This window comes from Nocardioides sp. AN3, from assembly GCF_054653495.1.
Map to the genome: position 1 here is coordinate 210933 of NZ_BAAIGC010000005.1, position 16633 is coordinate 227565.

14 protein-coding genes are annotated in these 16633 nt (G+C 70.6%); 5 read left to right on the top strand and 9 right to left on the bottom strand.

Annotated features, from left to right (window positions below):
- Positions 1-3 precede the first annotated feature (3 nt).
- The 4 genes from ACYQ1K_RS08420 to ACYQ1K_RS08435 are packed head-to-tail and all read left to right on the top strand — an operon-like array spanning position 4 to position 3305.
- The gene (locus tag ACYQ1K_RS08420; RefSeq protein ID WP_459982377.1) at positions 4-1263 is read left to right on the top strand and encodes a magnesium transporter MgtE N-terminal domain-containing protein; all 1260 of its coding nucleotides are present in this window, start codon (positions 4-6) and stop codon (positions 1261-1263) included.
- Positions 1256-1795, top strand: a complete 540-nt coding sequence (locus ACYQ1K_RS08425; RefSeq protein ID WP_459982378.1) for a DUF1003 domain-containing protein — start codon at positions 1256-1258, stop codon at positions 1793-1795. Before ACYQ1K_RS08420 ends, ACYQ1K_RS08425 begins: the two co-directional genes overlap by 8 nt.
- Positions 1796-1806: 11 nt before the next feature.
- A complete protein-coding gene (locus ACYQ1K_RS08430; protein ID WP_459982379.1) occupies positions 1807-2961 on the top strand; it encodes an Mrp/NBP35 family ATP-binding protein in 1155 nt (384 codons plus the stop codon).
- A gap of 2 nt (positions 2962-2963) precedes the next feature.
- On the top strand, positions 2964-3305 hold the full coding sequence (locus ACYQ1K_RS08435; protein ID WP_459982380.1) for a sec-independent translocase: 342 nt from the start codon (positions 2964-2966) through the stop codon (positions 3303-3305).
- Between the two features lie 12 nt (positions 3306-3317).
- Here ACYQ1K_RS08435 and ACYQ1K_RS08440 read toward each other — a convergent pair whose 3' ends face one another.
- Positions 3318-4814 (bottom strand): glycosyltransferase family 39 protein, encoded by a 1497-nt coding sequence (locus ACYQ1K_RS08440; protein WP_459982381.1) that lies wholly within the window; start codon positions 4812-4814, stop codon positions 3318-3320.
- Between the two features lie 281 nt (positions 4815-5095).
- Here ACYQ1K_RS08440 and ACYQ1K_RS08445 point away from each other — a divergent pair, with 281 nt between their 5' ends.
- The gene (locus ACYQ1K_RS08445; RefSeq protein WP_459982382.1) at positions 5096-5602 is read left to right on the top strand and encodes an Rv3235 family protein; all 507 of its coding nucleotides are present in this window, start codon (positions 5096-5098) and stop codon (positions 5600-5602) included.
- A 151-nt stretch (positions 5603-5753) separates the two neighbouring features.
- Here ACYQ1K_RS08445 and secA read toward each other — a convergent pair whose 3' ends face one another.
- The 8 genes from secA to mtrA all read right to left on the bottom strand — a co-directional run bounded on the left by secA (position 5754) and on the right by mtrA (position 16627).
- On the bottom strand, positions 5754-8645 hold the full coding sequence (gene secA / locus ACYQ1K_RS08450) for a preprotein translocase subunit SecA (protein ID WP_459982383.1): 2892 nt from the start codon (positions 8643-8645) through the stop codon (positions 5754-5756).
- A 98-nt stretch (positions 8646-8743) separates the two neighbouring features.
- Entirely contained in the window at positions 8744-9946 is a 1203-nt protein-coding gene (locus ACYQ1K_RS08455; protein WP_459982384.1) for a winged helix-turn-helix domain-containing protein, read from the bottom strand.
- 32 nt (positions 9947-9978) lie between these two features.
- On the bottom strand, positions 9979-10662 hold the full coding sequence (locus ACYQ1K_RS08460) for a response regulator (protein WP_459982385.1): 684 nt from the start codon (positions 10660-10662) through the stop codon (positions 9979-9981).
- A gap of 113 nt (positions 10663-10775) precedes the next feature.
- Positions 10776-11408 carry a ribosome hibernation-promoting factor, HPF/YfiA family gene (gene hpf / locus ACYQ1K_RS08465; RefSeq protein WP_459982386.1) on the bottom strand — a complete coding sequence of 211 codons (633 nt, stop codon included), beginning with the start codon at positions 11406-11408 and terminating at the stop codon, positions 10776-10778.
- A gap of 234 nt (positions 11409-11642) precedes the next feature.
- Positions 11643-12482 (bottom strand): ComF family protein, encoded by an 840-nt coding sequence (locus ACYQ1K_RS08470; protein ID WP_459982387.1) that lies wholly within the window; start codon positions 12480-12482, stop codon positions 11643-11645.
- A gap of 66 nt (positions 12483-12548) precedes the next feature.
- Positions 12549-14312 (bottom strand): LpqB family beta-propeller domain-containing protein, encoded by a 1764-nt coding sequence (locus ACYQ1K_RS08475; protein ID WP_459982388.1) that lies wholly within the window; start codon positions 14310-14312, stop codon positions 12549-12551.
- Positions 14309-15919, bottom strand: coding sequence for an MtrAB system histidine kinase MtrB (gene mtrB / locus ACYQ1K_RS08480; protein WP_459982389.1), 1611 nt, complete (start codon positions 15917-15919; stop codon positions 14309-14311). Before mtrB ends, ACYQ1K_RS08475 begins: the two co-directional genes overlap by 4 nt.
- Before the next feature lie 6 nt (positions 15920-15925).
- Positions 15926-16627, bottom strand: a complete 702-nt coding sequence (gene mtrA / locus ACYQ1K_RS08485) for an MtrAB system response regulator MtrA (protein ID WP_459982390.1) — start codon at positions 16625-16627, stop codon at positions 15926-15928.
- Between the last annotated feature and the right edge of the window lie 6 nt (positions 16628-16633).

Genomic DNA, 16633 nt, shown 5'->3' on the forward strand with positions numbered 1-16633 from the left:
CCTGTGAGCACCACCCCCTCCCGCGTCTTCCTCGCCCGCCTCGTCGGGCTGCCGATCTTCGACCCTCAGGGCGACCAGGTCGGCAAGGTGCGCGACGTCGTGGTGACGCTGCGGCGAGAGCGCAGCCAGCCGCGCGTGCTCGGCCTCGTCGCCGAGGTCTTCGGGCGTCGCCGTGTCTTCCTGCCCATGACGAGGGTGACGAACGTCGACGCCGCGCAGGTCTACACCACCGGTCTCCTCAACATGCGCCGCTTCGAGCAGCGCTCGACCGAGACTCTGGTCATCGGACAGATGCTCGACCGACAGGTCACCATCGTCAGCACAGGCGTGAGCGGGACCGTCTACGACGTCGCCATGGAGCAGGCGCGCAACCGCGACTGGGTGCTGTCGCGCGTCGCGGTCCAGGAGGCGCCATCGAAGGGGCGCGCCGCCTTGCGCCGGCGCGGTCAGACGCACGTGGTCGAGTGGAGCGACGTCATCGGCCTCACCGAGCGCTCCCCCACCCAGCCCGCGACGCACCTGCTCCATGCGATCAACGAGATGCGACCGGCCGACGCCGCAGCCATGCTTCACGACCTCCCCGCGGAGCGGCGGCGCCAGGTCGTGGCGGGCCTCGACGACGAGCGCCTCGCGGAGGTCCTCGAGGAGCTGCCCGAGGACGACCAGGTCGAGATCGTCGCGCTGCTCGACTCCGAGCGGGCCGCCGACGTGCTCGAGGAGATGTCTCCGGAGGACGCCGCGGACCTCATCGCCGACCTCCCGCCGGAGACGGCGGCCACCCTCCTCGAGCTCATGGAGCCGGAGGAGGCCGAGGACGTCAGGCGACTGATGTCGTATGAGGAGAACACCGCCGGGGCGATGATGACGCCCGAGCCCGTCATCCTGGGCCCCGACGCCACGATCGCCGACGCGCTGGCACACGTGCGCAACCCCGAGCTGACGCCGGCGCTGGCCGCCCTCGTCTACGTCTGCCGACCGCCGCTCGAGACGCCCACCGGCAAGTTCCTCGGCGTCGCCCACATCCAGCGCCTGCTGCGCGAGCCTCCGTCCACGCTCGTGGCCGGGGCCCTCGACAGCGAGCTGGAGTCGCTGCGCCCGGAGAACACCCTCGACGAGGTGGCAGCCCACCTGGCGACGTACAACCTGGTCGCCGCACCCGTCGTGGACGAGGCCGGACACCTCGTCGGCGCGGTGACCGTCGACGACCTGCTGGACCACCTGCTGCCGGAGAACTGGCGCGACCGGGCGGTCGAGCATGGCTGAGCTGCGCTCCGAGCCCCGAGCTCGGCTCGACACGCCTCGTGAAGTGCGCCGCCAGCTGGTGCGGCGCCCGAGCGTCGCCCCGGACGCGTTCGGGCGGTTCGCGGAGAAGTTCGCGCGCTACATGGGCACGGCCCGGTTCCTGCTCTGGATGACCGCCTTCGTCATCATCTGGGTCGTCTGGAACCTGACTCCGTGGCGCTTCGACCAGTACCCCTTCATCTTCCTGACCCTGATGCTGAGCCTCCAGGCGTCGTACGCCGCTCCCCTGATCCTGCTCGCGCAGAACCGGCAGGAGGACCGCGACCGGGTGATCGCCGACCAGGACCGCCGGGTCAACGCCCAGGCGCAGGCCGACATGGAGTTCCTGGCACGCGAGGTCGCGTCACTTCGGATGGCCCTCGGCGAGGTGGCCACCCGCGACTACCTGCGCTCGGAGCTGCGTGCGCTGCTCCAGGAGCTCGAAGAGCGGCGTGACGGATCAGACGGGCCGAGTGCAGAGACGGAGTCGGAGGCGGACCACCCGACCACGTAGTCTTGGACCTCGTGAGCCCTGCCCTTCTCGACCGCGTCAACGCTGCACTGGCGACCGTCAACGACCCCGAGATCAAGCGCCCGATCACCGAGCTCGGCATGGTCGAGTCGGTCTCGGTCGACGACGCGGGCGTCGTGCACGCGAAGGTCCTGCTCACAGTCGCCGGCTGTCCGCTCAAGGACACGATCAACCGTGACGTCACAGCCGCCCTCGACCAGGTGGACGGCGTGACCGGTGTCGACCTCGAGCTGGGCGTGATGACCGCCGAGCAGCGGGCCGAGATGCGCAGCTCCCTCACCGGGGGCGCCGCTGCGCGCGAGATCCCGTTCGCCAAGCCCGGCTCGCTGACGAAGGTCTTCGCGATCGCCTCGGGCAAGGGCGGTGTCGGCAAGTCCTCGGTCACGGTCAACCTCGCCGTCGCGATGGCCCGTCAGGGGCTCAAGGTCGGGCTCGTCGACGCCGACGTCTACGGCCACTCCGTCCCCGCCATGCTCGGCGTCGCGGACGCGCGGCCCACCCAGGTCGATGACCTCATCATGCCGGTCCCGACCGCGTCGGGCGTGTCGGTCATCTCCATCGGCATGCTCAAGCCGCGTCGCGACCAGGTCGTCGCGTGGCGAGGACCGATGCTCGACCGGGCTCTGGTGCAGATGCTCGCCGACGTCTACTGGGGCGACCTCGACGTGCTCCTCCTCGACCTCCCCCCCGGCACCGGCGACATCGCGATCTCCCTCGGCCAGCATCTGCCGAACGCCGAGATCGTGGTCGTCACCACTCCACAGGAGGCAGCCGCCGAGGTCGCCGAGCGGGCCGGGACGATGGCCGAGATGATGCACCAGCGGGTCGTCGGCGTCGTCGAGAACATGTCCTACCTCGCCTGCCCGCACTGCGGCCCCGAGCACCGGATCGACGTCTTCGGAGCCGGCGGCGGCGCCCGCGTCGCTGAGACGCTCTCGACCCGGTTCGGCACGCAGGTGCCGCTGCTCGGCCAGATCCCGCTCGAGCCCTCCCTGCGCGAAGGTGGCGACGTCGGCAAGCCGGTGGTCGAGGCCGACCCCACCGCTGCCTCGGCCGTCGAGCTGATCCAGATCTCCCAGCGGCTTGCCGGCCGCTCCCGGGGTCTGGCAGGGATGCAGCTGGGGCTCACGCCCTCGAGTAAGTTCTAGCCGTGTTCGGCATCGGCCTGCCCGAGCTGGCGGTCATCGCCGTCGTGGCCATCTTCGTGTTCGGGCCGGACAAGCTGCCCGAGCTGGCGAAGCAGGCCGGGCAGTTCGTCCGGCGCGCCAAGCAGTTCGCCGACGGCGCACGCGACCAGCTCCGCGAGGAGCTCGGTCCGGAGTACGCCGACCTCGAGCTGCGGGATCTCGACCCTCGCGCGTTCGTGCGCAAGCAGATCGCCGAGGTGCTCGCCGAGGCCGACGCCGACGAGCTCGCCGCCGCTCGCGCAGCGGTGCGGCACCAACAGCTCCAGGACGGCGAGCGCCCGCCGTACGACGCCGACGCGACCTGAGCCCGCTCGGACTCAGGTCCCGCTGGCTGCGGCCTCCACGACGTGGAAGAACCGCCACTTCCCCACCCGGGCGACGAGCCGGTAGCGCTGGTCCAACACCCGCTGCGCCGTCGTGGTGTCGACGGCCCATGTCGCGAGGTCGTCTCGCGGCACGACCACCCAATCCGGGCGCCGAGGTCCGCTCAGCACCGCGGTCAGCTCGGTGAGGCGGGAGTCGCGCACGCGCACCGGCAGGCTCCAGAGGTACTCATATGGGCTCTGCAGACCGCTCTCCCGCAGGATGGACGCCGTGCCGAATGCCACCAGCCCGGTGTCGCCGGGGCGAGCGTGGTCGGCGAGGTAGAGCGCCGCCTGGTGGTTCTCCTTCAGACCGCGACTGGACTCCTCCTGCGCCAGGGGCATGTGGACGCCGAGGACCGTCGCATAGGCGAGCACCGCCACCAGGGAGGCCTGCAGCCCCGGGCGATGCCGGGAGAGCGCCGTGGCGACGAGGACCAGTCCGGGCACGAGTCCGATCAGGTAGTGCCACCAGTAGCTGCCACCGGCCGCCACCCCGACCGCCTCCCACGCGCACACGCAGGCCGCCACGAAGGGTAGGCAGCCGGTCAGTCGAGCGCGCGGAGCGCGCAGGATCGGCAGCAGGAAGATCACCGGCGCGCCGCTGCGCACCAGCGCTCCCAGCATGCTCATGAAGCGCCGGTGACTCACGCCCGGATCGTCAGCGGAGATGACAGCGGCCGCATGGAAGCGGAACGACACGACGGCATCGAAGAGAGCACGTGGATCGGTCCCCCGGGTTGCCGCCCAGACGAGGATCACGACCAGGGCGGCGATGGCACCGGCCGCGGCGGCCAGCGCGTCGTATGCCGTCCGCCGCAGGCCCCGGAACCGCACCTGCCACACCAGGGCGACCAACCCGGCGACGACGACGTCCGCCATGTTCTGCTTGACTGCGACCGAGCAGGCGGCCAGCGCGCCCGAGGCCGCCCACCAGGCCACTGCCCTGCGCCCGCCGTCGACGGCACGGAAGACGGCGATGAGACCGCCGAGGATGAACGGCACGGCGAGGAGCTCTCCGTTGACCTCGCGGGTGCCGAAGAGCGGCGTCGAGAGGAAGACCGCGGCAGTGGCGGCGGCGAGGACCGGCGCCCACCGCCGTTCCGGGGCGGCGAGGTGCCCGAGCACTCCGGCGAGGACCACGGCGATGCCGACCGCCACCACGCCGACGATGCGCAGGCCCGCCCCGCCGCCGGCCAGGCGGTCGGCGACGGCGAAGATGCCGATGAGCAGCGGGGGGCGGTCGACCCAGTAGGCGCCGTACAGCGACGACCCCGGTGACCACTGGTGCGCCAGCAGGAGGAAGCCGCCCTCGTCGGGCGACAGGGGCCGGTTGAGGAACGGCAGTCGCGCCAGCCCCGCCAGCAGCGCAAGGGCAAGGGGGACGCGCACGGTGGTCCTGGTCGGCACGCCGTACCCCCGCGTGCCGGCGGAGACCTCCTGTCGCTGCATGCCCCTGACCGTAGGCGATGGCGGGTGAAGGGAACCTGAACGGGGTCCGTGTTGCCTCGACCCACGGCGTGCTCGCGCACGCGCGCGTGACACACACAGGCCAACCTTTCCGGCATTGACACGCGGCAAGCGGTGGCTTTCAATGTCAAACGAATGCAAACGCACGGTCTCTGGGGGGAGGGAGTGCGTATGTGCCTCGAGCATGTCGAGCACGTCCGAGCGTCCTGCCCCGTCCGTCCTCGGGCGGCCATGGACGTGCCCGACAGCTCGAGGAGCTCTCCATGACCCGATCATCTCGCGACAATGTGGTGGCGCTGCCGCCGACGGCTCCTGAGGGCGCCGTCCAAGGCACGCTGGCCCTTGCTCTGCAGGCACGGCGAGAGCCTCCACGCCCCGCAGCGTCGCATCCAGACGGCGCGAAGATCCTCAGCATCGACCGAGCAGACGGCTATGTGAACGAGTGGGCACGTCGCTTCGTGCAGGCTGCGGCCGAGGTCGTCGGCGGGGACCGCCCGGCCGTCCAAGTGATCCGGTGGGCGTCGGCCGAGGTCTATGCCGACCTCAACCGCCGAGCGCTCCTGGTCGCCCGCGCCGGCCGCCACCAGCCCGGCTACTCGCGGGTCCAGGCGGTCCGCCCCCAAGTGGCCAGAGTGCACCCGTGCCATATCAACAGCGACGTCGTCGAGACGAGCGTTCGCGTGCGCTACGGCAGACGGTCCCGCGCCGTGGCTGCTCGCTTCGAGCGCCAGGAGGATCGATGGGTCTGCACCGCCCTCGAGTTCGCCTGAGCGGCGAACGGACGCAGATGTCCACGCCATAGGCCACGAACGGACGCAGATGTCCACGCCATAGGTGGCGAACGGACGCAGATGCACGGTTCAGCCGCGAACATCTGCGTCCGTTCGCCGCCTTGCGGGCGGAAGGGCTGGGCGGTCGGGACTATCCGTTCACGCGGGTCGTCAGGCCGGTCGGGCCACCGGGGCGCCCGTGGCACTGCTTGAACTTCTTCCCCGACCCGCACGGGCACTGCTCGTTGCGCCCCACGCTGGCGTAAGGGTCGTCGGCCGTCGTCACCGGAGCCGCCTTGACGGCCTGACCACCCTGCTCGTCTGGAGCGGAGTAGGAGAGGTGCTGCGGTGCGGACGGAGCCTCGAGGCCCTTCGCCCTGATCTGCGGCGCTGCGGCCTTGAGCGCCTCGGAGATCTCCGACAGGTCCACACCCTCGATCCCGAGCCCCACGGGGGGCTCGGCAAGGGCGCCCTCGTGCATCGGGCCGGCGTGACGGGTGCCGTCAGGGTGGTAGTGGAACTCTGCCCCAGATCCAGCGGAGTCCTCCTCCTCGACCTGCACCTCGAGGTTGAACAGGAAGCCGACGGCCTCCTCCTTGATGGAGTCCATCATCGCGGAGAACATCTCGAAGCCCTCGCGCTGGTACTCCACGAGCGGGTCGCGCTGGCTGTAGGCGCGCAGATAGATGCCCTCGCGCAGATAGTCCATCTCGTAGAGGTGCTCGCGCCACTTGCGGTCCAGCACCGAGAGCAGGACACGGCGCTCGAGCTCACGCATGACCTCCTCCCCGACCTCGGCCTCGCGGGTGTCGTAGGCCGCCTGGGCGTCCTCCCGGAGCGCGGCGATGAGCTCGTCGCGGTCGAGGTGCGCCTTGCCGCCGGCCGACTCGATGAGCTGGTGCTGGTCGAGTGAGAGCGGCCAGAGCTGCTTGAGGTCGGTCCAGAGCTGCTCGAGGTCCCACTCCTCCGCGAACTCCTGGGTGCGCGCGTTGACGACCCCGGCGACGACGTCGTCGATGAAGCCGCGCACCTGCTCCTCGATGTCAGCGCCCTCGAGGACCTCGCGGCGCTCCGCGTAGACCACCTTGCGCTGGCGGTCCATGACGTCGTCGTACTTCAGGATGTTCTTGCGGGACTCGAAGTTCTGCGACTCGACCTGGCCCTGGGCGTTCGCGATCGCGTTGGTGACGTTCTTCGCCTCGATCGGCACGTCGTCGGGCACCCGCAGGACCCGCAGGACGCGGTCCACCCAGTCCGACTTGAACAGCCGCATCAGCTCGTCCTGGAGCGAGAGGTAGAACCGGGACTCCCCTGGGTCGCCCTGACGGCCGGAGCGACCACGCAGCTGGTTGTCGATGCGGCGCGACTCGTGGCGCTCCGTGCCGACGACGTAGAGGCCGCCGAGCTCCTTGACCTCATCGTGCTCGGCCGCGACCCGCCCCTTGATCGACTCGACCATGCCCGGCCAGGCCTGGTCGTAGGCCTCAGCGGTCTCACCCGAGGGCTCGAGACCCTGCTTGCGCAGCTCCTGGTCGGCGAGGAACTCGACCGACCCGCCGAGCATGATGTCGGTGCCTCGACCGGCCATGTTGGTGGCGACGGTCACGGCACCCTTGTGACCGGCCAGCGCGACGATCTTCGCCTCGTCGGCGTGGACCTTGGCGTTGAGGACGGTGTGCGGGATGCCCTTCCGCTTCATGAGGTTCGAGAGGTACTCCGACTTCTCGACCGAGACCGTGCCGACGAGAATCGGCTGGCCCTTCGCGTGCCGCTCGGCGATGTCGTCGACGACGGCGTCGTACTTCGCCTCCTCGGTCCGGTAGACGAGATCGGGCTGGTCGAGGCGGATCATCGGCATGTTGGTGGGGATCGGAACGACGCCGAGCTTGTAGATCTTGTCGAACTCGCTGGCCTCGGTCATGGCCGTGCCGGTCATGCCGGAGAGCTTGTCGTACATCCGGAAGTAGTTCTGGAGGGTGACGGTCGCGAGGGTCTGGTACTCCTCCTTGACCTCCACGCCCTCCTTCGCCTCGATCGCCTGGTGGAGACCGTCGTTGTAGCGGCGTCCGGAGAGGATGCGACCGGTGTGCTCGTCGACGATGAGCACCTCGCCGTCGATGACGACGTACTCCTTGTCCTTGTGGAAGAGCTCCTTGGCCTTGATCGCGTTGTTCATGAACGAGATCAGCGGCGTGTTCACCGAGTCGTAGAGGTTGTCGATCCCGAGGTGGTCCTCGACCTTCGTGATGCCGCCCTCGAGGACCGAGATCGTGCGCTTCTTCTCGTCGACCTCGTAGTCGACGTCGCGGTCCATCTTGGCGACGATCTTCGCGAACTCGTCATACCACTTCACGTCGTCCTCGGTGGGACCGCTGATGATGAGCGGCGTGCGCGCCTCGTCGATGAGGATCGAGTCCACCTCGTCGACGATCGCGAAGAAGTGGCCGCGCTGCACACAGTCCTCGATGGAGGAGGCCATGTTGTCGCGCAGGTAGTCGAAGCCGAGCTCGTTGTTGGTCGAGTAGGTGATGTCGGCGTTGTACGCCGCGCGTCGCTCCTCCGGGGTCATCTCCGGGAGGATCACGCCGACGGAGAGCCCCAGGAAGTGGTGGATGCGGCCCATCATCTCCGACTGGTACTGCGCCAGGTAGTCGTTGACAGTGACGACGTGGACGCCGTTGCCCGCGAGAGCGTTGAGGTAGGCGGGGAGCGTCGAGACCAGCGTCTTGCCCTCACCGGTCTTCATCTCGGCGATGTTGCCGAGGTGGAGCGCCGCGCCGCCCATCACCTGCACGTCGTAGTGCCGCTGGCCGATGACCCGCTTGGCGGCCTCGCGCACCGCGGCGAAGGCCTCCGGCATGAGGTCGTCGAGGGTCTCGCCGTTGGCGAGCCGCTCCTTGAACTCCCCCGTCAGCGCCTGGAGCTCCGCGTCGGACATCTTGACGAAGTCGTCCTCGATGGCATTGACAGCCTTGGCGATGCCTTCCAGCTGGCGGAGGATCTTGCCCTCGCCGAGGCGGAGAAGCTTGTCGAGAATGGCCACGGTGGTTCGACTCCTAGCAGAGGTCCGGAGGACTCCTCCGGGCGGGAGATGTTGACGCGGTGTGAAACTCTACCTGCGGGCCGTGAGGTGTCCCATGTTCAGGGCACGTGCGCCGCGACCTCGGCAGCCAGGCCCGGACTCAGGTCGCCACGCGGCTCGACGACGACCTCGCCGAGCGAGAGCCACGCCGCGAGGCGGCCGAGCTCGGCGGCCAGCTCCGCCGCCGTGTCGGGTGGCGCCGTCGGCTCGGCGTACGCCGCCCTGACGACCAGCCTGCCGAGGCGCCGGTCAGCCTTGAGGTCGACCCGTGCCACGATGCGGTCGCCGAGCAGGAACGGCAGCACGTAGTAGCCGTGGACCCGCTTGTCGGCCGGCACGTAGATCTCGATGCGGTAGACGAAGTCGAAGAGGGCCTGGGTGCGCGCCCGCTCCCAGACGACCGGGTCGAACGGGCTCAGGAGTGCCCGCGCTCGGATCTGCCGGGGCAGCCGGGCGTCTCGATGGAGGTACGCCGGACGGCGCCAGCCCTCGACCGAGACCTGCTCGAGCTCGCCGGACTCCACGAGCGTCGCCACGGCGCGCGCCGTGTCCGCGACCGACATGCGGTAGTAGTCGCGCAGGTCCTGCACCGTAGCCACTCCGTGGCTGCGGGCGGCCCGGCGGACCAGCTCGAGGTGTGCCGCCTCAGGCGTCGGCGTCGGCAGGGCGAGCACCTCGGGCGGGATGACCCGCTCGGGGAGGTCGTAGCGGATCTCGAACTGGCCGTTGCGTCCCGCGATGGCCAGCTCCCCACAGGTGAAGAGATAGTCGAGGACACGGCGGGCGTTGGACCAGTTCCAGCCCCAGTGCTCGGTCGCTCGCGGCAGCCCCGCGTCCAGCTCACGTGCCGTGGACGCACCGCGCTCCTTGATCTCGGCGAGCAGGCTGTCCTCCAGGCCCGGCTCCGCCTCGACGATCGACCACTTGCCCCGCCGCTTGCGGTAGTGCTCCATCCGGTGCTGCATCACCGGCCAGAGCTCGACGGGCATGAAGGCCTGCACGTGCGCCCAGTACTCCACCATGCGGCGCGGCGCGGTCTCGCTCGCGCGTCGCAGCAGGTCGACGTCGTAGGGCCCCATCCGCGAGTACAACGGCATGTAGTGCGCCCGCTGCAGCACGTTGACGCTGTCCACCTGGAGCACCCCGGTGCGCTCCAACGTGCGGTCGAAGGTGCGCATGGTGGGACGCTCGTGGGGCCGGTCCGCGAACCCCTGCGCCGCGAGCGCGATGCGACGCGCCTGAGCGAGCGACAACGACTCCACGCGGCAGACCCTAGGGCACGCCGCCGACAGTCCTACGGAAGATCGAGCAGCTTCTCGCGCACCGCGTACATGACCGCCTCCATCCGCGAGTGCAGCTGCAGCTTCTCGAGGATGTTGCGCACGTGATTCTTGACCGTGTTCTCGGAGATGAACAGGTGCTTGGCGATCTCGCGGTTGTTGAGGCCCTTGGCCACGAAGCGGAGCACCTCGAGCTCGCGCTCGGTGAGCTTGAGGCCCGGCACGTGGTCGCGCTCGGGTCTCGACATCTGCTTGAACTCGTCGATCAGCTTGACCGCCATGGAGGGGCTGATGAGCGACTGGCCGTCCGCGACGACGCGGACGGCCTGGGCGACCTCCTCGATGGAGGAGTCCTTGAGGAGGTATCCGGAGGCACCCGACTTGACCGCCTCATAGAGGTCAGCCTCCTCGTCGGAGACGGTCAGCATGATGATCTTGGCCGACGGCACCGCCTGCTTGATGGACGCGCAGGCCTCGATGCCGGTGCGCTTGGGCATCCGGATGTCGAGCAGCACGACGTCGGGCGCGACGGCGGATGCGAGCGCGGTGCCCTCGTCGCCGTCTCCGGCCTCGCCGGCGACCTCGATGCCCGGCTCGGCGGTGAGCAGCATCGTCAGACCTCGGCGGAACAGCTCCTGATCGTCGACCACGAGGACGCGGATGGGCTCGCTCTCGGCCTGAGTCTTGGCACCGGACACGGGTAGATCATGGCACGTCCGGGCCGGACATGCCCGCCCACCCGGGTGATGCGCACAGGCCCGGGATGGTCACAACGGACCATCCCGGGCCTGGTGAGCCGGTGAGGCAGGGCTCAGCTCTCGTCGAGATCGATCCCGATCACGCCGTAGTCGTAGCCCCGTCGGCGATAGACCACCGAGGGACGCTTGGTCTCCTTGTCGACGAACAGGAAGAAGTCGTGGCCGACGAGCTCCATCTCGTAGAGCGCCTGGTCGAGCGTCATGGGCGTGGCGGGGTGCACCTTCTCACGGACGACGAGCGGGCCGTCGCCGGTGACCTCGATCGGGCCGACCTGCCGCTCCACCGCACGGTCCTCACCGGCCGCCGAGGCGCTGTCGGCCGGCTCCTCCAGGGCGACCCCGGCCAGTGCCTGTCCGACCGACACGGGCGTCCGACGGCCGCGGTGGACGCGCCGTCGGTCAGCGGCGCGGCGCATCTGGGACGCCATCTTGTCGAGGGCGAGGTCGAGCGCCGCCATCTTGTCCTCCGCGCACGCCTCGGCGCGTATCACCGGTCCCTTGGAGAACGCGGTCAGCTCGACGTGGATCGCGCCTTTGTGCTGCCGCGGGTTGGGCTCGCAGTCGACCTCGACATGCACCCGCATGATGCGATGGTCGTGCTTCTCGAGCCTGACCAGCTTCTCTGTCGCGTGAGTGCGGAACCTGTCGGAGACCTCGCAGTTGCGTCCGGTGACAACGACTTCCATGGGTTACCTCCCGAGCTTCTCGATGGCTGTTTCAGGGGAGTGGAGTCCGCCCGGCCGACCTGGTCTTCTTCCCCACAACCGCCTGCTGAGGACTTGCGGCTTGCTGCCACTCCACCTTCTCCCTGTGGCTCGCCGTATCTGACGACGAGCCAGGGGCAGGACTTATCTCTAAGCCGCACCGTGATCCCCGATCGCTCGGGTTACGTGGGCCGCTTTGCCTGCGACTGGCATCGGCTAGTCGTGCAGGCGCCCGGTGTCCGGACGTCTGAACGACGCAACCACGGACCCGGGCGGACTCCATACACAGACGTTAGACCCCTCCCCCTGACGGGCCAAGGGCAGGGGTGAAGCGTCCCGGCAGTTGGACGCGGCCTGCCGGTCGGCCCGCCGCACGGTCGCGGCGACCGCCGCCACGGCCATCACGTCCAGCCCCACCGCCTCGAGGGCGCGCTGGGCCTCGCGAGCCGTCGCCCCCGTGGTCACGACGTCGTCGCAGATGACGACGCGCGCGTGGTGCCGCCTCCGCGCAAGCCGGCGCAGACCCGCCGTCGGACACGTCATCGAGCCGGCGAGGTTCGCCGCACGGGCGGGGGCTGAGAGGCCGGCCTGGTCACGCAGCCCCGGCCGCGTGCGCAGCAGGCGCGCCACCATCACGTCCGCCCCTGCCGCGCGCAGCCGACGGGCGGCCGCGACGGTCACGTCGTACGTCGAGTCGAGCGCCCGCTCGCGCACGCTGCTCGGCCGCGAGGGGACCGGGACGAGCACGACGGGGCCGTGGAGACCGGACGCCGCCCTGCCGGCCGCGACCGCGAGCAGGCGGCCGAGGGGACGGCGCAGCGCCAGGAGCCGATGCTCCTTCAGGCCGACCACCAGCTCTTTGAGGACGCCGTCATAGGCGCCTGCGGCGAACGGGGGCACCAGCCCACGCGGCGTCGGCGACGGCCAGGCGCACCGGGCAGCGTCGGGAAGCGCGGCATCGCACCGGCTGCAGAGGAGCCGTCCCGGCTGCTCGCAGCCGACGCAGGTGGCGCCGACGACGAGGTCGGCCCAGGCATCGCGGAGGCTGTTCGACACCTTCCCATCAGAGACGACGACGGGCTGGCTCGCCACCGTGCGCGGACCGCCCTGTGGACGAGGCGGCTAGCCGACGAAGCCGAGGGAGGTGACCGGCCCGTCGAGGACGGAGTCGCGCGTATCGCCGGTGAGCCCCCGCAAGGTGGTGCCGAACACTCCGTAGGCGCCCTGCGCGGGCACCGGCGAGCTCACCACGGCGTCGACACTGTCCGCGACGACGACCGACTGAGCCGGGAAGGCGGCGCCCGACCCGTCGACGGCGATCTCCCGCAGCTGCGTGACGCCGGAGAGCCGGTGCAGCATCTGGACCGTCGTCGGGGAGGACCAGGCGATGTCCTTGACCCGCATCGGGGCGCCCTCGTCCGAGGAGATCCGGACCGCGGGGCTCGCCGAGGTGATCCGGCCGTCGTCGTCGCTGTGCAGCCGGCTCACGACGAGCCGGTCCCCGTCCGGAGTGCGTTGGACCGCGACCAGCCGGGTGCCGTCGCGCGAGACGAGGAAGCGGCTGACGTCGGTCCTGGTGATGCCCGGCACGACGACGGCGTGGCGGAGGCCGTCGGGGTCGACGTACGACACGGCGGCACCACCGGCCGCCCGGTCGACCAGCCAGAGCCGGCCGATGACATCCCACGCGGGGCGGAGCAGGTCGGCGCCCCGGGCGACCGTCCTCACGACGGAGCTGCCGCCGCGCACGGCGGCGTGTCGCACCGCCGTGCCGGACGTCGTGACGCCGGCGACCTGGGTGCCGTCGAGGTCGACGGCGACCGTGCGCAGTCCGGCCGATCGGACACCGAACGGCCCGGAGACGGGAGCCAGCCTGGGCGGCTGCCCGGCGACCAGGCGGCCACGAGCGTCGAGCCCGAAGAGCTGGGAGCTGGTCTGGTAGCCGGCGGGGTCGTACTCGGGCCCGTCGGAGACGCTGAACTCGTTGCGGCCGCCGGGGAGCTGCACAGGTCGACCGCCGATCGAGAGGCGGATCGCGCTCACCGTCGGGTCCTGGCGCAGCGTCCACCCCAGCTGTGCCGTCAAGAAGGTGAGCGCCTGCGTGGACGACTGAGCGGGCTGGTCCGGTCCGGCGGTCAAGGCGATGTCGGCGGTGCCAGAGGCGTCCACCGGCACCGAGAGCCCTTCGCCGACCCCGGACGGCAAGAAGCTGCGCACGACGCCGGCCAGCTCAGGCGGCGGACCGGCGACCAGGTCGCGCACCAGGGTCGTGGCGAGCTGGTTGCCCCGGGGCACGAACACGGGCTCGGGCAGGAGGACCTGGCCGGTGGGGTCGAAGAAGTAGAGCGACTGCTGGACGAACCGGGCCTCGAACCAGGAGATCGGGACGATGAGCGCGTCCGGCGCGGACGCGATGCGCCACTGGCCGTTCTCGCGCGCGACGTGGAAGGACAGCTGCTGCCCCGAGGGTGGCACGGCCCCTTGCCAGCCGCCCCGGGAGTCGAGGCGGTAGGCGCCGGCGAGGTCGACCCGCACGTCGCCCGAGCCGCCGCGTGGCACGCCCTTCTCCGCGTACACGAGGGTCGACTGGGCCGGATCCCAGGAGGTCCGGGCTCCCTTGGTCAGGAACTGCTGGGCCGACCGGGTCTGCGTCGGGGTCGCCAGCATCGCGTCGAGGAACCCCTGCACGATCGCGGTCGGCGAGGCGCCTCGCTGCGGGGGGCGTGGGTCGATGGAGATGCCCGGAACGCGGGTGGTCGTCGGTGCCGGCCCGGCCTCGACGACGCCGCCGCTCACCGGCATGCCGACGCCGCAGGCGGTGAGTGCCGCGAGGATCGACGTGAATGCGACCGCCGCCGCGGCGCCCCGCAAGGCTCGAGCGCTCACGACACCCGCTCCCCCGCGTCGGCCGGCACGAGCGGCAGGGGACTGTGGTGGAGCGGTGCACCGACGCGTCGCGGCAGCGTGAGCCGGAACTGCGCGCCACCGCCGGGGCGCCCCCAGGCCTGCAGCCAGCCACCGTGCAGGTGAGTGTCCTCCAGGGAGATCGCCAGGCCGAGCCCCGTCCCGCCACTCGAGCGGTCGCGAGCCGGGTCGGCCCGCCAGAACCGGTTGAACACCATCGCCGACTCCCCGGGCGCGAGCCCGATGCCGTAGTCGCGCACGGCCACCGCCGCCGCCTGGTCGTCCGCTTCGACGGTCACCACGACCGACGGCGCCCCGGGCGTCGCGGGCGGCCCCGCGTGGTCGATCGCGTTCGTCACGAGGTTGCGCAGGATCCTCTCGACACGGCGTACGTCGGCCTCGGCGAGGCAGGGGCGAGCCGGAGCCCGCACGACGATGCCGACCCCGCGCTTGAGCGCCAGCGGCTGCGCCGCGTCGACGACGCGATGCGCGACGTCGACGAGGTTGACGTCATCGGTCTCCAGCACGGCCGCACCCGCATCGAAGCGGCTGATCTCGAGCAGGTCGACGAGCAGCCGCTCGAATCGATCCAGCTCGGTCTGGAGCAGCTCTGCGGCGCGAGACGTGGCCGGGTCGAAGCGGTCCCGCGCGTCGTGCAGGACGTCGCCGGCCATCCGGACCGTGGTGAGCGGCGTCCGCAGCTCGTGGGAGACGTCCGAGGTGAACCGCCGCTGGACGCGGCTCAGCTCCTCCAGCTGCCGGATCTGTCGCTGCAGGTTGCTCGCCATCTGGTTGAAGGAGATCGCGAGGCGGGCGAGGTCGTCCTCGCCCTGGACGCGGAGACGCTCCTGGAGCTGGCCGGCCGCGAGACGCTCGGCGACCTGGCGGGCGAGGCGGATGGGAGCGACCACCTGCCGTGCCACCAGCCATGAGACGCCCGCGAGGAGGAGGACGAGCAGCGCGCCCGTGGCCAGGAGGGCGCGCGTGACCAGGCTGAGGGTCTCCTGCTCGGCATCGAGCGGGAAGAGGAAGTAGAGCACGTAGGTGAGGCCGTCAGCGGGAAGCTGCACCTCCGAGCCGACCACGATGCCGGGCACGCTCGTGGTCGAGTCGCCCTCGGTCGTCCGGATCCTGGTGTAGGTCCACGCGGTGCCGTCACGGCGGGAGAAGTGATCCTCGAGCCGCTCGGGGACGCTCGCCGTGTCGAGCCCCGGTGAGAACTCGGCTCCCCCATCGGCGATCCGGCCGCTCGGCTGGCCGCCGCCGCGGCTGATGGGGCCCGCCATCACCACGTCGAAGCCTCGGGTGGCGCCCCGCTGGATGATCGGCTCGACGAGGTCGCGCTGCTGGCCGGAGGCGTCGACGTCGACGGTCGAGGCCGCCGAGAGGCGCTCGCGCGCGTCGGTGACCTCCGTGGCCGACTCCGCGAGGACGGCGTCGACGCGGTGCTGCACCAGGCCGTCGCGGACCTGCTGCAGCAGGAGCCAGCCCACCACGGAGACAGCCAGCGCCGAGAGGAGGACGGTGCTCACCACGACGCGGGCCTGGATCGACCTGCGCCACACCGTCAGTGCACGCCTGAGGAACACGCCGACCTACTGGCCGCCTGCCTTGTAGCCCACGCCGCGCACGGTCACCACGATCTCCGGGTTCTCGGGGTCGTGCTCGACCTTGGAGCGCAGGCGCTGGACGTGGACGTTCACCAGCCGCGTGTCGGCTGCGTGCCGGTAGCCCCACACCTGCTCGAGGAGCACCTCGCGGGAGAAGACCTGGTGCGGCTTGCGCGCCAGGCAGACCAGGAGGTCGAACTCGAGGGGCGTGAGCCCGATCGGCACGCCGTCGCGCGTCACCGTGTGGCCGGCGACGTCGATCAGCAGGTCACCGATCGTCAGCGACTCGGTGTCGAGGTCGTCGAAGCGGCGCATCCGAGCACGGATGCGGGCGATGAGCTCCTTGGGCTTGAACGGCTTCACGACGTAGTCGTCGGCGCCCGACTCGAGCCCGACGACCACGTCGACCGTGTCACCCTTGGCGGTCAGCATCACGATCGGCACGCCGGACTCGGCGCGGATCCGCTTGCAGACCTCGATCCCGTCCAGGCCCGGGAGCATCAGGTCCAGGAGGACCAGGTCCGGCCGGTAGTCGTGGTACGCCGCCATCGCCTCGTCACCCCGTCCGCAAAGCTCCGAGTCGAAGCCCTCCTGACGCAGCACGATGGACAGCATCTCCGCGAGTGAGGCGTCGTCGTCGACGACGAGGATTCGACCCTTCGCGCCCGGGTCGATGGTGTTGCTCATGAGTTC

Coding starts and splice junctions, on each gene's coding strand:
- mtrA (WP_459982390.1), bottom strand. CDS start 16,627: ATGAGCAACACCATCGACCCGGGCGCGAAGGGTCGAATCCTCGTCGTC.
- ACYQ1K_RS08440 (WP_459982381.1), bottom strand. CDS start 4,814: ATGCAGCGACAGGAGGTCTCCGCCGGCACGCGGGGGTACGGCGTGCCG.
- ACYQ1K_RS08445 (WP_459982382.1), top strand. CDS start 5,096: ATGACCCGATCATCTCGCGACAATGTGGTGGCGCTGCCGCCGACGGCT.
- ACYQ1K_RS08425 (WP_459982378.1), top strand. CDS start 1,256: ATGGCTGAGCTGCGCTCCGAGCCCCGAGCTCGGCTCGACACGCCTCGT.
- hpf (WP_459982386.1), bottom strand. CDS start 11,408: ATGGAAGTCGTTGTCACCGGACGCAACTGCGAGGTCTCCGACAGGTTC.